The sequence below is a fragment of the Ancylobacter pratisalsi genome, from assembly GCF_010669125.1.
In the GTDB taxonomy this organism is placed as follows: Bacteria; Pseudomonadota; Alphaproteobacteria; order Rhizobiales; family Xanthobacteraceae; genus Ancylobacter; species Ancylobacter pratisalsi.
Genome location: NZ_CP048630.1, coordinates 1,092,435 through 1,115,324, shown reverse-complemented (window position 1 = coordinate 1,115,324; position 22,890 = coordinate 1,092,435). Strand labels below are relative to the sequence as shown.

The 22,890-nt window shown below is 67.1% G+C and carries 19 protein-coding genes; 8 read left to right on the top strand and 11 right to left on the bottom strand.

What is annotated here, in order from left to right:
• Positions 1-217: 217 nt before the first annotated feature.
• From G3A50_RS05460 to yddG, 3 genes are all read left to right on the top strand, one after another.
• Entirely contained in the window at positions 218-1,396 is a 1,179-nt protein-coding gene (locus tag G3A50_RS05460) for an acetyl-CoA C-acetyltransferase (protein ID WP_163074312.1), read from the top strand.
• 148 nt (positions 1,397-1,544) lie between these two features.
• Positions 1,545-2,270, top strand: coding sequence for an acetoacetyl-CoA reductase (phbB, locus tag G3A50_RS05455; RefSeq protein WP_163074311.1), 726 nt, complete (start codon positions 1,545-1,547; stop codon positions 2,268-2,270).
• Positions 2,271-2,526: 256 nt separating this feature from the next.
• Entirely contained in the window at positions 2,527-3,399 is an 873-nt protein-coding gene (gene yddG / locus G3A50_RS05450; protein ID WP_246252152.1) for an aromatic amino acid exporter YddG, read from the top strand.
• A 2-nt stretch (positions 3,400-3,401) separates the two neighbouring features.
• On the opposite strand, the gene G3A50_RS05445 is transcribed toward yddG, so the two are convergent.
• From G3A50_RS05445 to thpR, 5 genes are all read right to left on the bottom strand, one after another.
• Positions 3,402-3,842, bottom strand: coding sequence for a cupin domain-containing protein (locus G3A50_RS05445; protein WP_163074309.1), 441 nt, complete (start codon positions 3,840-3,842; stop codon positions 3,402-3,404).
• 3 nt (positions 3,843-3,845) lie between these two features.
• Positions 3,846-4,619 carry a hydroxyacylglutathione hydrolase gene (gene gloB, locus G3A50_RS05440; RefSeq protein ID WP_163074308.1) on the bottom strand — a complete coding sequence of 258 codons (774 nt, stop codon included), beginning with the start codon at positions 4,617-4,619 and terminating at the stop codon, positions 3,846-3,848.
• Positions 4,620-4,810: 191 nt separating this feature from the next.
• The gene (locus G3A50_RS05435) at positions 4,811-5,329 is read right to left on the bottom strand and encodes an invasion associated locus B family protein (RefSeq protein ID WP_210255228.1); all 519 of its coding nucleotides are present in this window, start codon (positions 5,327-5,329) and stop codon (positions 4,811-4,813) included.
• A gap of 204 nt (positions 5,330-5,533) precedes the next feature.
• On the bottom strand, positions 5,534-5,911 hold the full coding sequence (locus G3A50_RS05430; RefSeq protein ID WP_163074306.1) for a YkvA family protein: 378 nt from the start codon (positions 5,909-5,911) through the stop codon (positions 5,534-5,536).
• Positions 5,912-5,968: 57 nt separating this feature from the next.
• A complete protein-coding gene (thpR, locus tag G3A50_RS05425; RefSeq protein ID WP_163074305.1) occupies positions 5,969-6,502 on the bottom strand; it encodes an RNA 2',3'-cyclic phosphodiesterase in 534 nt (177 codons plus the stop codon).
• A gap of 163 nt (positions 6,503-6,665) precedes the next feature.
• On the opposite strand from thpR, the gene G3A50_RS05420 reads away from it, so the two are divergent.
• On the top strand, positions 6,666-7,496 hold the full coding sequence (locus tag G3A50_RS05420) for an MOSC domain-containing protein (RefSeq protein WP_210255227.1): 831 nt from the start codon (positions 6,666-6,668) through the stop codon (positions 7,494-7,496).
• A 113-nt stretch (positions 7,497-7,609) separates the two neighbouring features.
• Here G3A50_RS05420 and G3A50_RS05415 read toward each other — a convergent pair whose 3' ends face one another.
• The 5 genes from G3A50_RS05415 to G3A50_RS05395 form a co-directional block, all read right to left on the bottom strand.
• Positions 7,610-8,746 (bottom strand): DUF4167 domain-containing protein, encoded by a 1,137-nt coding sequence (locus tag G3A50_RS05415; protein WP_163074303.1) that lies wholly within the window; start codon positions 8,744-8,746, stop codon positions 7,610-7,612.
• A 588-nt stretch (positions 8,747-9,334) separates the two neighbouring features.
• A complete protein-coding gene (gene prmC / locus G3A50_RS05410; protein ID WP_163074302.1) occupies positions 9,335-10,186 on the bottom strand; it encodes a peptide chain release factor N(5)-glutamine methyltransferase in 852 nt (283 codons plus the stop codon).
• On the bottom strand, positions 10,183-11,280 hold the full coding sequence (prfA, locus tag G3A50_RS05405; protein ID WP_163074301.1) for a peptide chain release factor 1: 1,098 nt from the start codon (positions 11,278-11,280) through the stop codon (positions 10,183-10,185). The genes prmC and prfA overlap by 4 nt, the downstream gene beginning before the upstream one ends.
• Positions 11,281-11,295: 15 nt before the next feature.
• Positions 11,296-13,563 carry a phosphoenolpyruvate--protein phosphotransferase gene (gene ptsP / locus G3A50_RS05400; RefSeq protein ID WP_163074300.1) on the bottom strand — a complete coding sequence of 756 codons (2,268 nt, stop codon included), beginning with the start codon at positions 13,561-13,563 and terminating at the stop codon, positions 11,296-11,298.
• Between the two features lie 95 nt (positions 13,564-13,658).
• A complete protein-coding gene (locus G3A50_RS05395; protein WP_163074299.1) occupies positions 13,659-14,909 on the bottom strand; it encodes an aspartate kinase in 1,251 nt (416 codons plus the stop codon).
• A gap of 187 nt (positions 14,910-15,096) precedes the next feature.
• Between G3A50_RS05395 and ubiG the strand changes: the two genes are divergently transcribed.
• The gene (ubiG, locus tag G3A50_RS05390; RefSeq protein ID WP_163077322.1) at positions 15,097-15,849 is read left to right on the top strand and encodes a bifunctional 2-polyprenyl-6-hydroxyphenol methylase/3-demethylubiquinol 3-O-methyltransferase UbiG; all 753 of its coding nucleotides are present in this window, start codon (positions 15,097-15,099) and stop codon (positions 15,847-15,849) included.
• A gap of 221 nt (positions 15,850-16,070) precedes the next feature.
• Positions 16,071-18,689: an ATP-dependent chaperone ClpB gene (clpB, locus tag G3A50_RS05385; protein ID WP_163074298.1), complete on the top strand. Its 2,619-nt coding sequence runs from the start codon at positions 16,071-16,073 to the stop codon at positions 18,687-18,689.
• Between the two features lie 124 nt (positions 18,690-18,813).
• Here clpB and G3A50_RS05380 read toward each other — a convergent pair whose 3' ends face one another.
• Positions 18,814-19,704, bottom strand: coding sequence for a UTP--glucose-1-phosphate uridylyltransferase (locus G3A50_RS05380; protein WP_163074297.1), 891 nt, complete (start codon positions 19,702-19,704; stop codon positions 18,814-18,816).
• Between the two features lie 338 nt (positions 19,705-20,042).
• On the opposite strand from G3A50_RS05380, the gene G3A50_RS05375 reads away from it, so the two are divergent.
• Both G3A50_RS05375 and G3A50_RS05370 read left to right on the top strand, forming a co-directional pair.
• Positions 20,043-21,371, top strand: a complete 1,329-nt coding sequence (locus tag G3A50_RS05375; RefSeq protein WP_246252149.1) for a lytic murein transglycosylase — start codon at positions 20,043-20,045, stop codon at positions 21,369-21,371.
• A 142-nt stretch (positions 21,372-21,513) separates the two neighbouring features.
• A complete protein-coding gene (locus tag G3A50_RS05370) occupies positions 21,514-22,884 on the top strand; it encodes an SGNH/GDSL hydrolase family protein (RefSeq protein ID WP_246252147.1) in 1,371 nt (456 codons plus the stop codon).
• Positions 22,885-22,890: the final 6 nt, after the last annotated feature.

Genomic DNA, 22,890 nt, shown 5'->3' with positions numbered 1-22,890 from the left:
CTAAGACGTTTCATTCCGCCCGGCTACTGGATTGTGCGGGTGCAGCAGGATGCAACGCATGCGCGGCACGCCTGCTGGCGATTGTGGGGGGCGGAATATGCACCGCCATTGACATGGATCAGTTGCGCCAACCACGATGGCGGCACATTTCAAGAGCGAACAGCGCGCCTGACGAAAAGCGGCGGGCGCAAGGCTCGACTAGCGGAGGACGTCATTCATGAAAGACGACATCGTCATCGTCGGCGCGGCGCGCACGCCGGTCGGCGCCTTCAACGGCACGCTCTCGTCACTGCCGGCCCATGAGCTGGGCAAGATCGCCATCATGGAGGCGCTGAAGCGCGCGGGCGTCGCGCCCGACGAGGTCAGCGAGACCATCATGGGGCAGATCCTCACCGCCGGTGCGGGCCAGAACCCCGCCCGTCAGGCCTCGGTTCTGGCCGGCATTCCGGTCGAGAGCCCGGCCTGGGGCGTCAACCAGCTCTGCGGCTCGGGCCTGCGCTCGGTCGCGCTCGGCTATCAGGCGCTGATGAACGGAGACAGCGAGATCGTGGTCGCGGGCGGCCAGGAATCGATGAGCCAGGCGCCGCACTGCGCGCATCTGCGCAACGGCACCAAGATGGGCAGCCTTGAGATGGTCGACACCATGATCAAGGACGGCCTCTGGGACGCGTTCAACGGCTACCACATGGGCACGACCGCCGAGAACGTCGCGCGCCAGTGGCAGATCACCCGCGAGCAGCAGGACGAATTCGCCGTGCGCTCCCAGAACAAGGCCGAGGCGGCGCAGAAGGCGGGCCGTTTCGCGAACGAGATCGTCCCCGTCACCATTTCCAGCCGCAAGGGCGACATCATCGTCTCCGAGGACGAATATCCCCGCCACGGCGCCACCATCGAGGGCATGACCAAGCTGCGCCCGGCCTTTTCCAAGGATGGCACGGTCACCGCCGGCAATGCCTCGGGCATCAATGACGGCGCTGCCGCCATCGTGCTGATGACCGCCGCCAAGGCGGCGAGCGGCGGCCGGACCCCGCTGGCGCGGATCGTTTCCTGGGCGCAGGCGGGCGTCGATCCCGCGATCATGGGTTCAGGCCCGATCCCGGCCTCGCGCCGCGCGCTTGAAAAGGCGGGCTGGACGCCGGCCGATCTCGATCTCGTCGAGGCCAACGAGGCCTTCGCCGCGCAGGCCTGTGCGGTGAACAAGGATCTCGGCTGGGATACCTCGAAGGTGAACGTGAATGGCGGTGCCATCGCCATCGGGCACCCGATCGGCGCCTCGGGCGCGCGCATCCTCACCACGCTGCTTTATGAAATGGAGAAGCGCGACGCCAAGAAGGGGCTGGCGACGCTGTGCATCGGCGGCGGCATGGGCATCGCCATGTGTATCGAGCGTAACTGACGCGCCTGCGCGACCGAAACGTGCCGAACACGGCCCCAGTGGCTTGTGGATACATCGCGGCAAGCCGGCATCACCCGGCTTGCCGTTAGGAAACACGACGTACAAACCGTCGTAACTGTCCGGGACGGGACGCCAAAGGGGAAGTGATATGGCTCGGGTTGCTTTGGTCACCGGCGGCACGCGCGGGATCGGTGCTGCTGTCTGCAAGGCGTTGAAGGCCGCCGGCTATCAGGTGGCGGCCAATTACGCAGGAAACGCGGAGGCCGCGGCCGCCTTCACGCAGGAGACGGGAATCCCCACCTTCAAATGGGACGTGTCCGATTTCGAGGCCTGCAAGGCCGGCATTGCCGAGGTCACCGAGAAGCTCGGCCCGATCGAGGTGCTGGTGAACAATGCCGGCATCACCCGTGACGGCATGCTCCACAAGATGTCGCCCGAGCAGTGGTATGGGGTGATCAACACCAACCTCAACTCGGTGTTCAACATGTGCCGCAACGTGATCGAGGGCATGCGCGAGCGCAGTTTCGGGCGCATTGTCACCATCTCCTCGATCAATGGCCAGAAGGGCCAGATGGGCCAGACCAACTATTGCGCCGCCAAGGCCGGCGAGATCGGGTTCACCAAGGCGCTGGCCCAGGAAAACGCGATCAAGGGCGTCACGGTGAATGCGATCTGCCCGGGCTATATCGGCACGGAGATGGTGCGGGCGATGCCGCAGGACGTGCTGGAAAAGCGTGTTCTGCCGCTGATTCCCGTCGGCCGGCTCGGCGAGCCGGAAGAGATCGCGCGCTGCGTCGTGTTCCTGGTGGCCGATGAGTCGGGCTTCATCACGGGCTCGACACTCACCGCCAATGGCGGCCAGTACATGGCGTGAGGCGGTAGGCCCGGGCCGCCGCCTTTCGTCGTCACGAGGCACGCCGGCGCGCGGCGCCGGGCGTCGAGAGTTTGCCGCCTGCCGGCGCGCCTCTCGGGCACGCGCGTGCTCCGTGGCGGGGCGGACGCCTGTTCCTGCCTCTGCCGAACGATGATCAGGGATGCTCTCGGCGTCGAATTGGGCTATGGGGCGCTTCCCACCTGAATGGGCCCGCTCCCGGCCCGTTTGTTCACGCGCCTGCATGCCGAAGTCCCTCATGGCCCTGTCCCGCAACGCTGCCACCCTCACAGGCTCCACCGCCATCCTGCTCTGGGCGACGTTGGCGCTGGCCACCACGGCGACCGGCGCGGTGCCGCCTTTCCTGCTCACCGCGCTCACCTTCGCCATTGGCGGCGGTGTTGGCGTGGCGGCGGGGCTGGCGCGTGGCGTGGGGCTGGGCGTGTTCCGCCAACCATGGCCGGTGTGGCTGCATGGCGTGGGGGGGCTCTTCGGCTATCACTTCTTCTATTTTTCGGCGCTCAAGCTCGCTCCGCCCGCCGAGGCCGGGCTTATCGCCTATCTCTGGCCACTGCTCATCGTGCTGCTCTCGGCCTTCCTGCCGGGGGAGAAGCTGCGGGCCGCGCACGTCGTCGGGGCGTTGATGGGGCTGGCCGGAACCGTGGTCTTGCTCGGCGCACGGGCCGGCGGATTGGGCTTCTCGGCGGACTATATGCCGGGCTACGCCGCCGCCGGGGTCTGCGCCGTGGTGTGGGCCGTCTATTCGGTGGCTTCGCGCCGCTTCCAGAACGTGCCGACCGAAGTCGTCGCCGGCTTCTGTCTGGCCACCGCCGCGCTCTCGGTGCCGTGCCATCTGCTGTTCGAGCCGGCCATCTGGCCGAACGGCGCGCATGAATGGCTTGCGGTCGCCGCGCTCGGGCTCGGCCCGGTGGGCATCGCCTTCTACACCTGGGACATCGGCATGAAGCATGGCGATATTCGCCTGCTCGGCGTGGCCTCCTATGCCGCGCCGGTGCTGTCCACGCTGTTGCTGATCGCTGCCGGCTTCGCACAGGCGAGCTGGTCACTGGCAGCGGCCTGCGCCCTCATCGTCGGCGGCGCGGTGGTGGCGACGCTGCTGGCGCGGCGCTGATCTCAGCCCGGCGACCAGCCGGGCGCGGCAAGTTCGAAGGTGGAAAACTCGAAGCCCGGCGCGACCGTGCAGCCGAACAGAGTCCATTCGCCAAGGCTCTGCGCGGCCTGCCAGGCGTGCCGGGGAACCACGCGCTGGGGTTCCTGGCCCGCGGCGAAGTCGGGGCCGAGCTTCAGCGTCTGGATCGGTCCGGCCGCCTCTTCGGCGATCATCAGGTCCAGCGGCGCGCCCGCGTACCAGTGCCAGACCTCAGCTGAATCGACGCGGTGCCAGTGGCTGCGTTCGCCGGCCGCGAGCAGGAAGTAGATCGCGGTGGACGCCGAGCGTCCATCGGCGGCGCGGTGCGCGTCGCGAAAGGTCTCGCGGTAATGTCCGCCCTCGGGATGGGGCTTAAGTCCCAGCCGGTCGATGATCTCCTGCGCGCTGGCGCTCTTCGCTGCCATCGCTCAGCCCCGGAAGTTGTTCTTGAGGTTGCGCAGTTCCGTGAACACGGCACCGGGGTCGGCGCCGGCCAACCCGATGCGCGCGGCAAGCTCGGGATCGTCCGCCTTCAGAAACGGGTTGGTGGCCTTCTCGGCGCCGATGCTGGTCGGCAGCGTGGGCGTTCCTGCCGCGCGAAGCCCCTCGACTTCTTCGAGACGGGCGGCGAGCGCGGCATTGTCCGGATCGACGCTCATGGCGAAGCGCGCATTGGAAAGCGTGTATTCGTGCCCGCAATACACCGAAATGTCGTCCGGCAATGCGCGCAGGCGCAGCAGCGACTCCCACAATACCGGCGGGGGGCATTCGAACGGGCGGCCGCAGCCCATAACGAACAGGGTGTCACCGCTGAACAGCAGACGCTCGTCCTCGAACAGGAAGACGATATGGCCCTTGGTATGGCCCGGCGTTTCCAGCACCCGCCCGACCAGGCCGCCGACCGCGACCGGATCGCCGTCGACCACGGTGAAATCGAGACCGGCTATGGCGTCGCGTTCCGCCTTCGGGCCGATCACCGTGGCGCCAAACCGCGCCTTGAGTGCCTCGACCCCGGCGGTGTGATCGGCGTGGTGATGGGTGACGAGAATATGGGTCAGGTCCCAGTTCTCGCGCTCCAGGGCCGCGAGAATCGGCGCGACCTCCGGTGCATCGACGACGGCGGTCGCCTCGGTGACGGTGTCGCGCAGCAACACGGCGTAATTGTCGGCGAGACAGGGGATAAGGCGGAGTTCGACCGGCATGTCACTCCTCGATGTCGGTTTTCACGGCAGCGTCGGAACGGTGAATGGGAGGCGCGGCCGTGCCGTATGGCGCCCCCGCGCCTGCCCACCATCCTAGTGCGAGCCGTGCCGGCCTCTCAGCACATTCGCGCGAGAGGCCGAGCTTATCCCAGATATGGGCCTTCCAGACAGGCGTGCGCGCGGCACGCCCGTCAGCGGCATTCCTGCGCGGCGCGGTCGATCGCGGCCGAAACGCCGCTCAGCGAGTAGTTGTCGGTGGTCACGTTGCCGCGGGTCGATGTGCTCTTGAACACCAGATCGCGCCCACGGCGCATGGCGTCGACGAGCTTCGCCTCTTCCGCCACATTGCGCACCCAGGCGCCGCTGTCGCGGGTGTAGAGGTCGAAGGAGGTGCCGCCGATATTGATGTTGGCGTCAGTGCCTTCCTTCATCGGGAAGCCAACCACCACGCTGACCTCGCCCTTCACGTTTTCTGCCGTGCGGGTACTGATAAAGAAGTAGGCCGGGTCGCGATTCAGCCCGGCCGGCAGGCGGCTCTTCGGCTGGGACAGCGCGTAGCAGATCTTCCCGCTGCCGCTCGTGTCCACATAAACGCCCCAGTCCCCAAACTGGCCGACGAGTTTCGGCGCACCTTGAGCGCTCGCGCCTGTCGCGCCCATCAGTGCCAGTGCAATGCCGGCGAGTGCCGCGCGCACGATGCGTCGTGCCATGGTCTCTCTCCCAAGTTGAGTTTTCGCCCCGTGCGGGTCCGATCGATTCCCCATTCAAGCCGCTACAGGGATATCTGTCCGAGCTGCGGCTGTGAACCCTTAGAGCGGTAAACTGACCGCTTTGCCGATCAAATGGCGGCGCGCGGACAGTAAACGGGCCTTATGGTGAACGTACTGTTAACGCTAGGGAATTGCCCAAGCTCCTCAGCGGCACCGGATCCGGTCGAGTGCGCTGCGCGCCGCTTCCCGATGGGCAGGGGTGATGTGCCCGGCGAGCAGGTTCAGCGTCGCCGCAATCACCGCCGCGTCATCCGTGAAGCCGAGGGCCGGAAACAGGTCCGGCACGGCATCCATCGGCAGCAGGAAATAGGCAAGCGCGCCGAACAGCGCGACGCGCACCCGCGACGGGGTGTCGTGGTCCAGCGCGCAGTAATAGGCGGCGGTCGCCTCCTCGGCGAAGGGAAGGCGCGAGGCGCCGGTGCCGAGTTTGCGCCAGAAGCCGTCGCGCACGCGACGTTCATTTTCCTGCGCGCCGTCGGTTTCGCCGTCGAAGGCAAGGGTCTCGTCAAAAGGCGTGGCCATCGTCGTCTCCTTGGCCATCAGATGGTTTGCGGAACGCCCCGACGCAATGGCTGAACCTCACATCAGCGGATAGGCCGCCTCGACACGATAGGGACCGCCACCAACCGAGTCCCGCGACGAGAACAGCACGAAGCGCGAGACGGGAAAGGACGGGCTACGGAAGTAGCCGCGCAGGGCCAGATATTCCGCCACCTGCCGCGGCGCCACGTCGCGCAGCCGCGCCAGCGTCACATGGGGGCGAAAATTGCGCCCTTCCGGCGGCAGGCCGATACGCTTCATCGCCCGCTCATGCTCGGCGTGAAGATCGGTGAGCGCCTCATTCGCCTTCACGGCGGCGAAGATGGCACGCGGCTTGTGATTGCCGAACTGGTCGACACCGGCGAGGGTGAGATCGAAGCTGAAATGATCGATCTCGTCGAGCGCGGCGGCCGCGTCGCGGGCTACCGTGTGGTCGACATCGCCGATAAAGCGCAGCGTGACGTGATAGAAGTCTGGACTGATCCAGCGCGCGCCGGGCAGGCCGCCACGGAGCATCGACAGACCCTCTGCGATGTCGGCTGGAATTTCGAGGGCGGTGAAGAGCCGCGGCATAACCCCCTCCTTGCCATTTCCGGATCGGAAATATGTGTGAATTGATACGGATTCGCCCGCTCAGGCAAAGCGGAAAGTTCGGCGATGCAGCGACACCGTACGAGGCGTGTAACGCTGGCGCGCCGGCTGACGGGCGATTGCCGAATCTATATGGTGGACCTTGATGAGCGAATCGACACCGGAAACTGAAATCGTCACCCCCGCCGAAACGCCGGCGGGCCCAGTCGCGTTCGCGGCCATTTCCTCGCTATACCGGTATCCGGTCAAGGGCCTGACGCCCGAGCGGCTCGAGGTCGTCGATCTGGAGGCGGGCAAATACTTCCCCGGCGACAGGCTCTACGCGATCGAGAACGGCCCGTCCGGCTTCATGCCGGAGGCGCCGGCGTTCCAGCCCAAGATCAAGTTCCTGATGCTGATGCGCAACGAGCGCCTTGCCGCGCTCAATGCGCGGTTCGATGACGCCACGCACGAACTTGTCATCATGCATGAGGGCACGGAGGCCGTGCGCGGCCGGCTCGATACCGAAGCCGGGCGCGTGGCGATCGAGGCCTTCTTCCAGCGCTATTCACGCTATGAGCTGCGCGGCGCGCCAAAGGTGCTGGAGGCGCCGCCCCAGTTCCGCTTCGTCGACACCACGGATGGCTATGTCTCGCTGATCAACCTGGCGAGCTGCGCGGCGCTTGGCGAGATCATCGGTGCGCCGGTCGATCCGCTGCGCTTCCGGGCCAATCTGTATCTCGATGGCATGGAGCCGTGGGAGGAGTTCGACCTCGTCGGCCACACGATCGAGGTCGGCAACCACGTTCGCCTGAAAGTGACGAAGCGCATCTTCCGCTGCGCCGCCACCAATGTGGATCCATCCACCGCCCGACGCGACATGGACGTGCCCGGCACGCTGATGCGCACATTCGGCCATACCGATTGTGGGATCTTCGCCGAGATCGAGCAGGGTGGCCTGATCGCGCAGGGCGACGAGGTTCGCCTTAGGCTGTGACCGGTTGCCGGTAGCCCGCGAGGCCTTCCACGGACAAAGAAAAAGGCCCGGCTGAGCCGGGCCTTTTATTTATCTCACCACGACCCTGCGCGGAAACACTCCCGCGCGCCGCGTCACTCGCCCGCTTCCGCCGGCTCATTGGTTGCCGTCGGCTCGGCGGCGTCACCTTCCGCGCGGCGATACCGACGACGGCGCGGGCGCGGCGTACGGGCGGCGTCGTCAGCGTCCTCGGACGTCACCGCAGCGGGCGTGGCTTCCACAGGAGCCGCTTCGGCGGCGGCAGCCGCCGCCTTGGCGCCACGGGCCGCCGATTTGCGCGGCGCTGCCTTGGGCGGCGCCGGCTCGGCGACAGTCTTGGTCACCGGCTCGACGTCATCGGACGCCGCGAGCGGGGCGGGGGTGCCGCTAACCGGGCTGATGCCCGTGCTCTGGGTGATGAAGGCGGGCAGGCCGATCTCGGATTCGACCTCGGGGCCGAGCCGGGGCTGCGGCTGCTGGGCCGGATCGCGATAGTTCTCGCCGCTGCTCTCGCGCGGGCTGCCGCTTTCGCGCTGTTCGCGATAGGGGCGGTTGTCCCGGTTTTCGCGATTGTCCCGGTTCCAACGGCCTTCGCGGTGCTCGCCAGCCTCGCGGGGCGCGCGCTCTTCACGCGGCCGGTCGTCACGAGGGCGGTCATCGCGGGGACGTTCGTCGCGGTTGCGATCATCGCGCCCGCGATCCTCACGAGGACGCTCGTCGCGAGGGCGGTCGTCGCGTGACCTGTCGTCGCGACCCCGGTCGTTGCCGCGGTCGCGATTGTCGTTGCGCTCACGGTTGTCGCGATTATCGCGGCGGTCGCGGTCACGATAGAAGTCGCGCTGGCCGTCGCGGTTGTTCCCCTCGCGCGGCTGCTGGGACTCGCGCGCCTGGAACATCGGCTGAGCCTCGCCGCCGCCGTCTTCGTTCTCGTCGAAGTCGTCCTCGTCGTCGGAGCGGTTGAAAGGCTGCCCCTGGACGCCGAACTGGGCCTGCGCGGCCGCGATGATGCGGTAATAATGCTCGGCGTGCTGCAGGTAGTTTTCCGCAGCGACATGGTCGCCGGAAGCCTGCGCATCGCGCGTGAGCTGCTGGTATTTCTCGACGATGGTCTGTGCGGTGCCACGCACCTTCACATCGGGGCCGTTCGACTCATAGACACGCGTAAGCGGGTTCTGGCTGCGCCTGTTGTTGTTGCGGCCACGCATACGCTTCTGCTGATTGTTATTTCGCATCTAGCTAGTCTCTGGTGCCGGTACGTCGCCGATGGGAGTATCCCGGATCGGCGCCGTGTACGGGCGGGTCAATCGCCTTAGAGGTTGCCGCTCGCATCTTTTCTGGTCACACCCTGAGACGGGTACATCCTCAAAGATACCGAGACGGCGGAATCGTCGTCCATGTTCGGGCGCGACATCGGGCATTCCTGGCCGTCGGCGCAGGAATGTCCCACAGGCCGCCACCGACCTTTGGACCTCGTTCCATGGGAGCGCACCCTCAAGGATGCTCCGCCGCCGATACACGGCGGCGATCGATTCCGGTCGATGATTACCCGACCAAGAACCCGGCCAGCGCATCATTCGCGCCCGCCGACCCCATGCTTCATCGTGCAACCAAGGCCGCACCGACAAACCTGTGAAGCATTTACCCGTCAAGACACCAGCCGCGCTCACCCAGCGCTTCTGTCAAAGCCAATAGCGATCACTCACAAGAGCGATCAGCGGTCAGCATGTTTGACAGGTGATATCTCGGGTCGATTCCTATAGACGACACTAATCGGTTCGATATCGCCTTCCAAGCCCTTTTTTGCCGCACTGCCCATAAACTCAAGGCTTACGGGTCACAAGCGCGCGTGCGATGCCGGCGAGATCGCGGTGGGCGGGGCCGATAGGGGGCAGGCCACGCGCCGTCAGCAGGGCGGCAACGGCGTCCTGCTGCCCGATTCCCAGCTCAAGAATCGCGTGCCCTCCCGGCGCGAGAAGGTCGGGCAGGGCGTCGGCGATGGCGCGGTAGGCGATCAGGCCATCCGGGCCGCCATCCAGCGCGAGGAGCGGGTCGTGGACCCGAACCTCGATGTCGAGCCTGTCGATCTCGTCGGAGACGATATAGGGCGGATTGGACACGACGAGATCGAAGCGGGCGTCCAGCGCCTCGGCCCAGCGTCCCACCATCACCGCCCACCGGTTTCCCAATGGGGCCCGTGCGAGATTGTCGCGCGCCTGCCGCGCCGCACCTTCGCTGAGGTCGACACCAATGCCGGAAGCGTTCGGCCACTCCATCAGCAGCGCGGCGAGGATCGCGCCGGAACCCGTGCCAAGGTCGAGGACACGAAGCGGCGTCGCGCGGTCCGGATAGATCTCCAGCGCCGCCTCGACCAGCGTCTCGGTTTCGGGGCGCGGTACCAGCGTCTCGGGGGACAGGGCGAAGTCGAGGCTCCAGAACTCGCGCCGGCCGCTCAGCCGCGCCATCGGCTCGCCGGCGAGGCGGCGGTCGGTCCAGGCGCTGACGCGTTCGGCCTCGCCAGCGTCGACGGCGTGCTCGGCGCGGGCGATGAGATCGAGATCGGAAAGATGGAGGGCGGCGCGGACGAGGAGGCGCGCCTCACGCTCGGCATTTTCAAGGCCGGCGGCCGCGAGACGACGGGTCGTTGCGCGCACCAGCTCGGCGCGGCTGGTCACCGTTCGCCCCAGCCGGCGGATTCAGCCTCCGCGAGCAGGGCCGCCTGATACTCGGTGGTCAGCGCATCGACGAGATCGCCGAGCCCGTCGCCGGCGAGAATCTCGGGCAGCTTGTGCAGCGTGAGGCCGATGCGGTGATCGGTCACGCGGCCCTGGGGGAAATTATAGGTGCGAATGCGCTCGGAACGGTCGCCGGACCCGACCTGCACCTTGCGCTCGCTGGCGCGCGCACTGTCGCGCTTCTCGCGCTCGGCCTCGTAGAGCCGGGCGCGCAGCATCGCCATGGCGCGGGCCTTGTTCTTGTGCTGGGAGCGCTCGTCCTGCACCGCCACCACCACGCCGGTGGGCAGATGGGTGATGCGCACCGCGCTCTCGGTCTTGTTGACGTGCTGGCCGCCGGCCCCCGACGCGCGGAACACGTCGATGCGCAGATCGCCTTCATTGATGTCGATGTCGACCTCCTCCACCTCCGGCAGCACCGCAACGGTGGCGGCGGAGGTGTGGATGCGGCCCGAGCCTTCCGTCTCCGGCACGCGCTGAACGCGGTGAACGCCGGATTCGAACTTCAGCCGCGCATAGGCGCCGCGCCCATGCAGCGCGGCGACGACTTCCTTGAAGCCGCCCGCGGCGCCCTCGGTAAGCGAGAGAACCTCGACGGTCCAGGAATTCAGGGCGGCGAAGCGCTCATACATGCGGAACAGGTCACCGGCGAACAGAGCCGCCTCGTCCCCGCCGGTGCCCGCGCGTACTTCAAGGATGACGCCGCGCTCGTCCATGGCGTCCTTGGGCAGAAGGGCGAGACGCACGTGGTGGGAGAGCGTGTCGACGCGCTCTTCCAGCTGCTCGGCTTCCTCCGCGGCGAGCGCCGCCATGTCCCGGTCGCCTGTCGAATCCTCGGCAAGTGCCCGGGCATCCGTCAGCTCGCGCTGCGCCGCGCGCAGTGCCTTGACGCTGGAGACGATCGGCGAAAGGTCGGAGAATTCGCGCGACAGCCGGACGAAGGTCTCGGCGTCCGGCGTGCCGGAAAGGGCGTGCTCAAGCTCCGCATGACGGGCGAGAAGCTGGTCGAGCCTGGCGTCGGGCAGTTCAGTCACGGCGATCACCGGTTGTCACAGCGGCAGGCCGTTCTTTTCGGCAAAGGCCTTGAGCAGCGGGCGCAATGTCAGCGGCTCGTCGGCGCTCTCCAGAAGCGGCGCGACCAGCGCCGACAGGGCGCCGAGATCAAGCTGAAGCAGCATTGCCTTCACCGGGCCGTACGAGGCCGGCGAGAGCGACAGCTTGCGATAGCCGATGGCCATCAGCGCCAGCGCTTCGAGCGGGCGCGAGGCCAGCTCGCCGCACAGCGTCACCTGCTTGCCGAACGCGGACGCCTTGTCGGCAATGAGCTTGAGCGCGCGCAGCGAGGGCGGCGCCAGCGGATCGAAGCGGTCGGCAACGCGCGGATTGCCCCGGTCGGCCGCGTAGAGGAACTGTACAAGGTCGTTCGAGCCGACCGAGGCGAAGTCCACGCGCGAGAACAGCTGGTCGAGCTGGAACAGCAGGGCGGGCACTTCCAGCATCACGCCGATCAGCACCCGATCGGGCAGGCCATGGCCATGGCGGCGTAGATGGGTCAGCTCGCGCTCCACGATGTGGCGGGCGCGGTCGAATTCCTCGACGGCCGAGACCATGGGGAAGATGAGGCGCAGCTCGCGCCCGGTCGCGGCGCGCAACAGCGCACGGATCTGACTGCGCAGCAGGCCGGGACGGTCGAGGCCGAGGCGGATGGCGCGCCAGCCGAGCGCCGGGTTCTCCTCCTCGATCGCCCGCATATAGGGCAGCACCTTGTCGCCGCCGATGTCGAGCGTGCGGAATACCACGGGCCGGTCCGCCGCTGCGTCCAGCACCGAGCGATAGAGCTTGAGCTGCTCATTGGTACGTGGGAACGCCGAGGCGATCATGAACTGGAGTTCGGTGCGGAACAGGCCGATGCCGGCCGCGCCGGTCTCGTCGATATGCGGCAGGTCGACCAGCAGGCCGGCGTTCAGGTGCAGCTCGATTTCCACACCATCGCGGGTGACATTCGGCACGTCGCGCAGGGCGGCATACTGCTCCAGCCGCTTGGCGCGGAAGCGGACCTTGTCGACATAGGCCAGTTCGACGTCGCCGGGCGGGCGCACATGCACCTCGCCGCTGACGCCGTCAACGATAATGGAATCGCCCGCATCGACCTGGCCGACAATGTTCTCGATGTGGCCGACGGCGGCGATGCCGAGCGCGCGGGCCACGATGGTGAGGTGGCTCGTCGCCGCGCCTTCTTCCAGCACCAGGCCGCGAATCCGGGTGCGGTCATAGTCCAGCAGCGCGGCCGGGCTCATGTTGCGGGCGACGATGATGGCGTTCTCGGGCAGCGGCTCGTGCTCCGGGCCCCCGGCGCGCCCGGTAAGCTGGCGTAGCAGGCGGTTCGCCAGATCGTCGAGATCGTGCATGCGCTCGCGCAGATAGGGATCGGTCATGCGCAGCATGCGCGCACGCGTGTCCGACTGGACGCGCTCGACCGAGCCCTCCGCGGTGAGGCCGGTAAGGACCGCCTCGCGCATGCGGGCGATCCAGCCGCGGTCATGGGCGAACATGCGGTAGGCTTCGAGAATCTCGCGGTGCTCGCCGACGCGGGCCACGCCCTCGTCCTCAAGCATGGTGTCGATCGACGCCCGCAAGGTGTCGATCGCGGCGTCGAGCCGTTTCAGTTCGGCCGGGAGGTCGTCGGCAATGACCTTGGTGACCTCGATGCGCGGTTCGTGCAGCACCACGTGGCCGAGACCGATGCCGTCGGACAGCGCCAGCCCCGACAGGTGGAGCGGGCGGCGGGCGGCCGGCTCGGCGCCGGGCAGGGCCATCGCGGTCAGCTCGCCCGAGGCGATGATCTCGGCCAGCACCATGGCGGTGGTCTGCAGCGCCTCGATCTCTTCTTCGGTGTAGGTGCGGTGGGCGCGGTTCTGCACCACCAGCACGCCGAGCGTGTTGCCCGCCCGCAGGATCGGCACGCCGAGGAAGGAATGGTAGATCTCTTCGCCTGTTTCCGGGCGGTACGAATAGGCGGGGTGGGCCTGCGCGTTCGACAGGCTGATCGGCTCCGCCTCGCGCGCCACCGTGCCGACGAGGCCCTCGTCGATGCGCATGACCGTGAGATGGACCGCGGTGCGGTTCAGACCCTCGGTGGCATAGAGCTCAAGGGTGCCGTCCACACGCAGCACATAGACCGAGCAGACCTCGGCGACCATGTTCGCCGCGATCAGAACCACGATCTTGTCGAGGCGGTCCTGCGCGCTGACCGGCTCCGCCATGACCTCGCGGAGTCGCCTCAATAGCACGCGCGGGCCGCCGAGCGCGCCACGCATGGGCTGTCCTCGGTTTCCGGGAGCCGCAGCCCGGAGCAATCATTATCTAGGCGCGGTCCCGCCGCGCCACAGTGCCCAAACCCCGTGCCGGGGGTTCAGGCATCGAGCCCGTATACCGAATGGAGTGTTCGAACGGCAAGCTCGGTATAGGCGGCGTCGATCAGCACGGAGATCTTGATCTCGGAGGTCGAGATCGCGCGAATGTTGATACCGCGCTCCGAAAGCGCCTTGAACGCGCGGGCCGCGACACCCGCATGAGAGCGCATGCCGATGCCGATGATGGAGATCTTCACCACATCGGTGGCGCCTTCAATGCTGCCATAGCCGATGTCCTCGCGCACGCTGGCCAGCGCGGCCTTGGCGCGCTCGAAATCACCCGACGGCACGGTGAAGGTGATGTCGGTGAAGCCTTCGGCCGAGATGTTCTGCACGATCATGTCGACGTTGATGTTGGCGTCGGCGAGCGGCACGAACACATTCGCGGCGATGCCGGGCTTGTCGGGCACGCGGCGGATGCTGACCTGGGCCTCGTCCCGCGCGAAGGCGATGCCGGTGACGACTTCACTCTCCACGATTTCCTCCTCGTCGCAGATCAGGGTGCCGGGCGGGTCGCCGGCGGTCTTGAGTTCCGGGGCGTCCGGATCGGTGAAACTGGAGCGCACGAACGTGCGCACCTTGTGTACCATGGCCATCTCGACCGAGCGCACCTGAAGCACCTTGGCCCCCAGCGAGGCCATCTCCAGCATCTCCTCGAAGGCGATCTTGTCGAGGCGCTTGGCGCGGGGAACGATGCGCGGGTCGGTGGTGTAGACGCCATCGACGTCGGTGTAGATGTCGCAGCGGTCGGCCTTGATGCCGGCGGCGACCGCCACCGCGCTGGTGTCCGAGCCGCCGCGGCCCAGCGTGGCGATCCGCCCGGTCGGCTCGTGAATGCCCTGGAAGCCGGCGATGACGGCGACCTCGCCATGGGCGAAGCGCTTGATGATCTCGTCGCCGTTCACGGAAAGGATGCGCGCCGAGCCGTGGGCGTCATCGGTCGCGATCGGCAGCTGCCAGCCCTGCCAGGAGCGGGCCGGGATGCCGATTTCCTGAAGTGCGATGGCCAGAAGTCCGGACGTCACCTGCTCGCCGGAGGCGACGATGGCATCATACTCGCGCGCATCGTGCAGCAGGGAGGTTTCGCGAACCCAGCCGACCAGTTCATTGGTCTTGCCGGACATGGCGGAAACAACGACCGCCACCTGATTGCCGGCATCGATCTCCCGTTTGACATGTCGCGCGACGTTGCGAATGCGCTCGATGTTGGCGACCGATGTGCCGCCGAACTTCATCACCAGACGTGCCATTGTGGGAAACCGTAACCGTATTCTCATGGAAGGCCGGAAAGGAGAGAGGTGGGCTCCCGGCCGAAAAGGCGCGTATACATATCGGCGTCGCGCCCGGGCCGCAACGGTGCCGCGCGCGGTTGGAACGCTTATCAGATGAGGGGCTCCACCAGGGGGCCCCTTAAGGCCCGATAGCCGGAAGATGACCATGCAGGACACCGCCACCGCTCCCACCACCGTCGATCCCAGCGAGGTCGAGCGTTTCGCCGCACTGGCCGCCGAATGGTGGAACCCGCGTGGCAAGATGCGGGTTCTGCACCGCTTCAACCCGGTTCGACTGGCGTTTCTGCGTGAGCGGCTGGTCACCCATTTCGCGCGCGACCCGAAAGCGATTCGCCCGCTGGAGGGGCTGCGGCTGATTGACATCGGCTGTGGCGGGGGGCTGCTCAGCGAGCCGCTGGCGCGGATGGGGGCGAGCGTGGTCGGCATTGATCCGGCCGAGCGCAACACCCGCATCGCGGCCCTTCACGCGGAGGAAAGCGGCGTGCCGGTGGAGTATCGCGCCACCACGGCCGAGGCGATGGCGGAGGCGGGGGAACGATTCGATGTCGTCCTCGCCATGGAGGTGGTCGAGCATGTGGCCGATGTCAGCCTGTTCATCGAGAGCGCGGCGCGCATGGTGAAGCCGGGCGGGCTGATGGTTGCCGCGACGCTCAACCGCACCAAACGTTCCTTCGCGCTGGCGATCGTGGGCGCCGAATATGTGCTCGGCTGGCTGCCCAGGGGCACGCATGACTGGAGCAAGTTTGTCACCCCCGAGGAATTGCAGGCGGCGATGGAGGCCGGCGGGCTGGCCGTGGTCGAGCGCACCGGCGTGGTGTTCAACCCGCTGGGCGACAGCTGGCGGCTGTCGGGCGACATGTCGGTCAACTACATGATGGTGGCAGATCGCCCGGCCTAGCCGTGCCCATGGTCCGGCCGCCGGACCGGCCGCTGGCCGGACTCGCAAAATTCACCGGCTTGATCCGTCTCAACGCCCTTCCGTTGCCGATCGGTCACACTACATGAGGGTAGTCGGATCGCCGCAACGGGGTCCGGTACGGCGGCCGGGATACGGGCGCCGTCGTCCCTAAGAGCCGTTCGTGCCTCACGAGGGCGGACGGGGGGCCAGGAGGCAGAGACATGAATTTCGAGATCTATACCGAGCGCTCGCGCGGATTCGTCCAGTCCGCCCAGTCGCTTGCGCTTCGCGAAGGCAACCAGCAGTTCACCCCCGAGCATCTGTTGAAGGTGCTTCTGGACGACCCGGAGGGGCTCTGCGCCGGCCTGATCCAGCGTGCGGGTGGTGATCCGCGCATCGTGCTGGCCGACACCGAAGCTGCGCTGAAGAAATTGCCCAAGGTCGCCGGTTCCGGTGCCGGGCAGGTCTATCTGGCCCCCGCTCTGGCGCGCGTGTTCGACGCCGCCGAACAGGCGGCGAAGAAGGCGGGCGACGGCTATGTCACGGTCGAGCGCCTGCTGCTGGCGCTGTCGCTGGAAAAGGACAGCGAGGCCGGCAAGATCCTCCTCAAGGCCGGGGCGACGCCGCAGAAGATCAACACCGCCATCGAGGCGCTTCGAAAGGGCCGCACCGCTGACAGTGCGACCGCCGAGAACGCCTATGACGCCCTCAAGAAATACGCCCGCGACCTCACCGAAGCGGCGCGCGAGGGCAAGCTCGACCCGGTGATCGGACGCGACGAGGAAATCCGCCGCACCATCCAGGTGCTGTCGCGCCGTACCAAGAACAATCCCGTGCTCATCGGTGAGCCGGGCGTGGGCAAGACCGCCATCGTCGAGGGCCTGGCGCTTCGCATCGTGGATGGCGATGTGCCCGAGAGCCTGAAGGACAAGAGCCTGCTGGCGCTCGACATGGGCTCCCTCATCGCCGGCGCGAAGTATCGCGGCGAGTTCGAGGAGCGGCTGAAGAGCGTGCTGTCCGAGGTGCAGGCCGCCGAGGGCGGGATCATCCTGTTCATCGACGAGATGCACACCCTTGTCGGCGCCGGCAAGACCGACGGCGCGATGGACGCCTCCAACCTGCTCAAGCCGGCTCTTGCGCGTGGCGAGCTGCACTGCGTCGGCGCGACCACGCTCGAAGAATACCGCAAGCATGTCGAGAAGGACGCCGCGCTCGCCCGCCGCTTCCAGCCCGTCTTCGTCAGCGAGCCGACGGTGGAGGACACGGTCTCCATCCTGCGCGGCATCAAGGAGAAGTACGAGCTGCACCACGGCGTTCGCATCACCGATTCGGCGCTGGTGGCGGCGGCGACGCTCTCCAATCGCTACATCACCGACCGGTTCCTGCCCGACAAGGCGATCGACCTTGTGGACGAGGCGGCCTCCCGGCTGCGCATGCAGGTCGATTCCAAGCCGGAGGAGCTGGACTCGATCGATCGTGAGATCGTGCGCCTGCGCATTGAGCAGGAAGCACTCAAGAAGGAAGCCGATGCGGGTTCGAAGGATCGGCTGAAGAAGCTGGAGAAGGAACTCGCCAATCTTGAGGAGCAGTCTTCTTCCATCACCTCGCGGTGGAAGGCGGAGAAAGAGAAGCTCGGCGACGCGCAGAAGATCAAGAGCGAGCTTGAGAAGGCCCGCGCTGATCTGGCCATTGCCCAGCGCAGCGGCGAGTACCAGAAGGCGGGCGAACTCGCCTATGGCACCATTCCGGCGCTGGAGAAGAAGCTCGCCACTGTCGAAACGCAGGAACTCGCCGCGGAAGTGAAGGGCGGCTCGATGGTGGAGGAGGCGGTCACGCCCGATCACATCGCCGGTGTCGTCTCGCGCTGGACCGGCGTGCCGGTCGACAGGATGCTGCAGGGCGAGAAGGAAAAGCTGCTGCGCATGGAGGAGGTGCTCGCCTCCCGCGTCATCGGCCAGAAGGAAGCCGTCGAGGCGGTCTCCACAGCGGTGCGCCGCGCGCGCGCCGGGCTTCAGGATCCCAACCGGCCGATCGGCTCGTTCATGTTCCTCGGCCCCACCGGCGTGGGCAAGACCGAGCTGACCAAGGCTCTGGCCTCGTTCATGTTCGACGATGAGACCGCGCTCGTGCGCATCGACATGTCCGAATACATGGAGAAGCACGCGGTTTCCCGGCTCATCGGCGCGCCTCCCGGCTATGTCGGCTACGAGGAGGGCGGTGCGCTGACCGAGGCGGTGCGTCGCCGGCCCTACCAGGTGGTGCTGTTCGACGAGATCGAGAAGGCGCATCCGGACGTGTTCAACGTCCTGCTGCAGGTGCTTGATGACGGGCGCCTGACGGACGGGCAGGGCCGCACGGTCGACTTCCGCAACACGCTGATCATCATGACCTCGAACCTCGGGGCCGAATATCTGGTGGCGCAGAAGGATGGTGAGGATTCGGAAGCCGTGCGGGACGAGGTGATGGGTGTGGTGCGCTCGCACTTCCGCCCGGAATTCCTCAACCGCGTGGACGAGATCGTGCTGTTCCACCGGCTCCGGCGCGAGCAGATGGGTGCGATCGTCGACATCCAGGTCAAGCGTCTCGACAAGCTGCTGGAGGAACGCAAGATCCAGCTCGACATCACCCCCGAGGCGCGCGACTTCATCGCCGAGAAGGGCTACGACCCGGCCTATGGCGCGCGCCCGCTGAAGCGGGTGGTCCAGAAGCTGCTCCAGGATCCGCTGGCCGGTCGCATCCTCGCCGGCACGGTGAAGGATGGCGACGTGGTGGAAGTGCAGCGCGGCAACAACGAGCTGCTGTTCGACACCCGTCCGGGCGCGGTGGAAGAAGCCGCCTGAGCGCGGCCGGGCTCGCCGCCGGCGAGGACAAATGGAAAAAGGCGCCGCGAGAGCGGCGCCTTTTTTGTTGCCGATCGCGCCGGTGCTATGGCGCAGCGGCGTCGGTGAGCCTGAAATCCCGGCTTCAGCTCTTCGCCAGCAGGGCGTCGAGCTCGGGGCGGAAGCTGTCGGAGATTTCCGGGTTGTCCAGCGCGTAGGCGACATTGGCCATCAGGAAGCCCAGCTTCGAACCGCAATCGTAGATCGCGCCGTCGAAGGTCACGCTGAAGAAATCCTGGCTCTGCGCCAGCTTGAGCATGGAATCGGTGAGCTGGATCTCGTTGCCGGCGCCGCGCTCCTGCGTGGCGAGAAGGTCGAAGATCTCCGGCTGCAGGATGTAGCGCCCGGAAATGGCGAGGTTGGACGGCGCGACGTCCTTCTTCGGCTTCTCGACCATGCCGCCGATCTTGTGCACGCCTTCCGCCATCTCCTCGCCGAGCGCGACGATGCCGTACTGCTCGGTCTGTTCGGCGGGGACCTCATAGACCGCGATGTGGTTGCCGCCATCGGTTTTGGCATAGGCCTCGACCATCTGGGCAAGGCAGCCGGTGCCGTTGCGCGGCTTGTGCAGCATGTCCGGCAGCAGCAGCGCGAAGGGCTCATGGCCGATGATGTCGCGCGCGCACCATACCGCGTGGCCAAGGCCGAGCGGAAGCTGCTGGCGGGTGAAGCTGGTCGCGCCGGGACCCATGGTCTCGTGGCGCAGCATTTCCAGCATCTTGGTCTTGCCGCGCTCCTTAAGCGTGTCCTCCAGCTCGTATTGGCGGTCGAAATGATCCTCGATCACACCCTTGTTGCGGCCGGTGACGAAGACGATGTGCTCGATGCCGGCGGCACGGGCTTCGTCGACGACATGCTGAACGACGGGGCGGTCCACCACGGTCAGCATTTCCTTGGGAACCGCCTTGGTGGCGGGAAGGAAGCGGGTGCCGAGGCCGGCAACGGGGAGGATCGCTTTGCGGATTTTTCTGGCCATATGAACGTGATGCCGCTTTCGATTACACAGTTGAAACGTGAGGGGCGCCGAAGTCCTAGCGCCCGAAACTTAACGTCTCCCTCACAGAGAGAACACTGCGGTTAACGCGCAAGCCCCCAAAATGGTGCGTGGGAACCGAAGAAATTTTCCGCGCCGTCCTCATTGGCGGACGATCGACCATGACGTTGGGGAAATATTGTCCATGTTAAGCTAACTGCAACCATGAAGCCTTCCTAATCCGACCTCGGCCTCGCGTTAGGGTATGCGTCATGAGTTTCCGCCCGCTTCCTGGCCGGCGTCTGTCCGGTCGTCCTGCCGGTCAGATGTTGGCTGGTTCCATGCTGGTTTGTCTTGGTCTTGCGGGCTGCGCCTCGCCGGATGATGTTACCGGCTCGCTTGCCGGTCCTTCCACCGTGGCCGCGTCCGCACGCACGGCTGCGCCGGCCCCGAGCCGCCCGGCATCCCGGCCCGCGCCCGCCGCGGCATCCGGCACGTCGACCCATCCCGCGATGACAGACGCCGCCCTCGCGCGTGACGAGCGTAATTTCAGTGCCTGTATCGCCGAAATGGAGCCCAAGGCACGGGCGAAGGGTGTCTCCGCCGCCGCGTTCCGGCGGTACACCGCCGGCCTGACGCCGGATATGAGCATCATGAAGAAGCTGGAGACCCAGCCCGAATTCACCCGCACCGCCGGCGACTATGTGGAGATGCTGGTTTCCGAGACCCGCATCCGCAAGGGACGCGAGGCGATGGCCGAGCATGCCGCCGTGTTCGAAGCGGTTGGCAAGACCTACGGCGTCGACCCTTATGTGGTCGCCGCCATCTGGGGTATCGAAACCAACTATGGCGGCGCGCGCGGTTCCTATCCGGTGCTGCGAGCCACGGGGACGCTGGCCTGTGTCGGCCGCCGCAAGGCCTATTTCCGTGACGAGTTCGTCGCCGCTCTGGGGATCGTCGCCAGGGGCGACATTCCCGAAACCCATCTCAAGGGTTCCTGGGCCGGTGCGTTCGGCCTCACGCAGTTTATGCCCACCGCCTTCCAGCGCGATGCGGTGGACTTCGATAGCGATGGCCATGCCAATGTGGTCGATTCCGTTGCCGACGCGATGGGCTCGACGGCCAACAAGCTGAAGCGCGGTGGCTGGCGGCCGGGTATGAGCTGGGGCTACGAGGTGGTGTTGCCGCGCGGCTTCGACTATCTGCTCGCCGACAAGCACAAGGCCAAGACCATGCGCGACTGGTGGGCGCTTGGGGTGCGCCGTCCTGAAGGCCGGGCGATGCCGCGCGCCAGCGAGACCGCCTATCTGCTCCTGCCCGCCGGCGCCAACGGGCCGGCCTTCCTGATGACCGACAATTTCAAGGCCATCCTGCGCTACAACCCCGCCGACGCCTACGCGCTGGCGATCGGCCATCTGGCTGACCGGATCCGTGGCGGCGACCCCTTCGTGCAGCCCTGGCCCGACGACGTGCGGGCACTCTCGCGCACCGAGCGCACCGAGCTTCAGCGGCGTCTTGCCTCGCGCGGCTATGATGTCGGGCCGGTCGACGGCGTCCTGGGGCAGAGCACCCGCAGCGCCGTGCGCGATTATCAGGTCCGCGTCGGCCTGCTGCCGGACGGCATGGCCACCGGCACCGTACTCGACAGCCTGCGCTCGGATGGCACCTGAGCGCGGGTGAGGCGTAACGCCATAGTGAGCGCCGGGTCTTGAATCAGCCGCGATAATGGTTCACCGCTTCACGGCTGCAATGGGCATTGATAGGCGTAGCATGGCGACAGGGTCCCGGTGGCGATGGATCAGGCGAGGCGCGTTGGCGCTGACGTTGTCCGGCGCGGTGCTGTGCGGCCCCATGCCTGGCAGCCTCTCGTCCGCCCATGCGGAGGACCCGTGGTTCCGTCCGCCCGGCAGTGTCGGGCAGACGCCCGGGCGTGCGGCCCAGCAGTATCGCCCCCCGCGCCAGCAGCAGAACCGGAACCGCCAGACCCAGCAGCGCCAGCCGCCCACGCGCAGCTGGTCGCCATTCCAGCCGCTGATCGACCTGTTCAAGCCGCAGGCTCCGCGCTACGCGGCGCCGAGCCGCCAGCGCGACACCGCGCCCCCACGGGTGGTCCGCAGCACCCCGGTCATCGAGGCGCCCACCGAGCCGCGCGGCACGGTCTACGACACCGCGGAGGCGGCGCGGAAGGACTCCGACGGCTACAGCCAGATCGTATTGGTCATCGGCGATGAATATGCCGCGCCGCTGGCGCAGGGCCTGGCCGATGCCTTCGTGACGGACCGCGAGAGTGTGGCCGTGGTCGGCAAGAGCGAGGCGGGCTCGGGCCTCGGCCCGCAGAGCACGTTCGACTGGAACATCGCCGCACGCCAGCTCGCCGCGACCTCCCAGGCCAATATCGTGGTCGTGTTCGCCGGCATGAACGATCTTCGTCCCATCGACGGGCCGACGGGCAAGGCCGAGCTGTTCGATGAGCGCTGGCTGGACATTTATGGCCGGCGTATCGACGAGTTCCTGCTCAGGCTGAAGCTCTATGGGCGCCCGGTGGTCCTTGTCGGGCTTCCCCCGGTCGAGGACGCGGCAGCCAATGAGCGGAACATGCGGCTCAACGCGCTGCTGAAGGAGCGGGTCGAGCGCGCGGGGCTGATCTATGCCGACGTGATCGACGGTTTCCTCGACGAGGACGGCAAGTTCATGATGTCCGGCCCGGACGTCGACGGCCAACGCCGGCGCCTGCGCGCCGCGGATGGTGTGGGCTTCACCCGTTCGGGTGGGCGCAAGCTTGCCTTCTTTATCGACAAGCAGATCGACCATCTGCTGGTCGATCCCGCCGATCCGGCGGCCGCGGCCCTTAGCGCCGTGGAGGCCCGCCCCTCCATTGTCCTGCTCACGGGCGGCATTTCCGCCGGCTCGCGCGTGCTTGCCGGCGCGCCGGGCGAGGCCTCGCCCTCCCTGTCCCAGGCGCTGCCCCCCTCGGCGGCCGCCGAGGCCTCTTCGGCGACGTCGCCTGCCGGAGAGCCGGAACCGGCCCGCGTTCTGGTCAGCGGTGCGCCGCTGCCGACGGTGACGGGACGCACCGACGATTTCAGCTGGCCGGCAGGTGCGCCGACGCAGCCGGCAACGCCCGCAGGGACGCCGTCGACGGCCGGGGCGACGACCGGCACGCCCGCTCCCACCGCCCCCTGAACCTCA

Excerpts from the sequence above, each read along its gene's own strand:
- G3A50_RS05460 (WP_163074312.1), top strand. The coding sequence starts at position 218 with ATGAAAGACGACATCGTCATCGTCGGCGCGGCGCGCACGCCGGTCGGC.
- phbB (WP_163074311.1), top strand. The coding sequence starts at position 1,545 with ATGGCTCGGGTTGCTTTGGTCACCGGCGGCACGCGCGGGATCGGTGCT.
- yddG (WP_246252152.1), top strand. The coding sequence starts at position 2,527 with ATGGCCCTGTCCCGCAACGCTGCCACCCTCACAGGCTCCACCGCCATC.
- G3A50_RS05445 (WP_163074309.1), bottom strand. The coding sequence starts at position 3,842 with ATGGCAGCGAAGAGCGCCAGCGCGCAGGAGATCATCGACCGGCTGGGA.
- gloB (WP_163074308.1), bottom strand. The coding sequence starts at position 4,619 with ATGCCGGTCGAACTCCGCCTTATCCCCTGTCTCGCCGACAATTACGCC.
- G3A50_RS05435 (WP_210255228.1), bottom strand. The coding sequence starts at position 5,329 with ATGGCACGACGCATCGTGCGCGCGGCACTCGCCGGCATTGCACTGGCA.
- G3A50_RS05430 (WP_163074306.1), bottom strand. The coding sequence starts at position 5,911 with ATGGCCACGCCTTTTGACGAGACCCTTGCCTTCGACGGCGAAACCGAC.
- thpR (WP_163074305.1), bottom strand. The coding sequence starts at position 6,502 with ATGCCGCGGCTCTTCACCGCCCTCGAAATTCCAGCCGACATCGCAGAG.
- G3A50_RS05420 (WP_210255227.1), top strand. The coding sequence starts at position 6,666 with ATGAGCGAATCGACACCGGAAACTGAAATCGTCACCCCCGCCGAAACG.
- G3A50_RS05415 (WP_163074303.1), bottom strand. The coding sequence starts at position 8,746 with ATGCGAAATAACAATCAGCAGAAGCGTATGCGTGGCCGCAACAACAAC.
- ptsP (WP_163074300.1), bottom strand. The coding sequence starts at position 13,563 with ATGCGTGGCGCGCTCGGCGGCCCGCGCGTGCTATTGAGGCGACTCCGC.
- G3A50_RS05395 (WP_163074299.1), bottom strand. The coding sequence starts at position 14,909 with ATGGCACGTCTGGTGATGAAGTTCGGCGGCACATCGGTCGCCAACATC.
- ubiG (WP_163077322.1), top strand. The coding sequence starts at position 15,097 with ATGCAGGACACCGCCACCGCTCCCACCACCGTCGATCCCAGCGAGGTC.
- clpB (WP_163074298.1), top strand. The coding sequence starts at position 16,071 with ATGAATTTCGAGATCTATACCGAGCGCTCGCGCGGATTCGTCCAGTCC.
- G3A50_RS05380 (WP_163074297.1), bottom strand. The coding sequence starts at position 19,704 with ATGGCCAGAAAAATCCGCAAAGCGATCCTCCCCGTTGCCGGCCTCGGC.
- G3A50_RS05375 (WP_246252149.1), top strand. The coding sequence starts at position 20,043 with ATGCTGGTTTGTCTTGGTCTTGCGGGCTGCGCCTCGCCGGATGATGTT.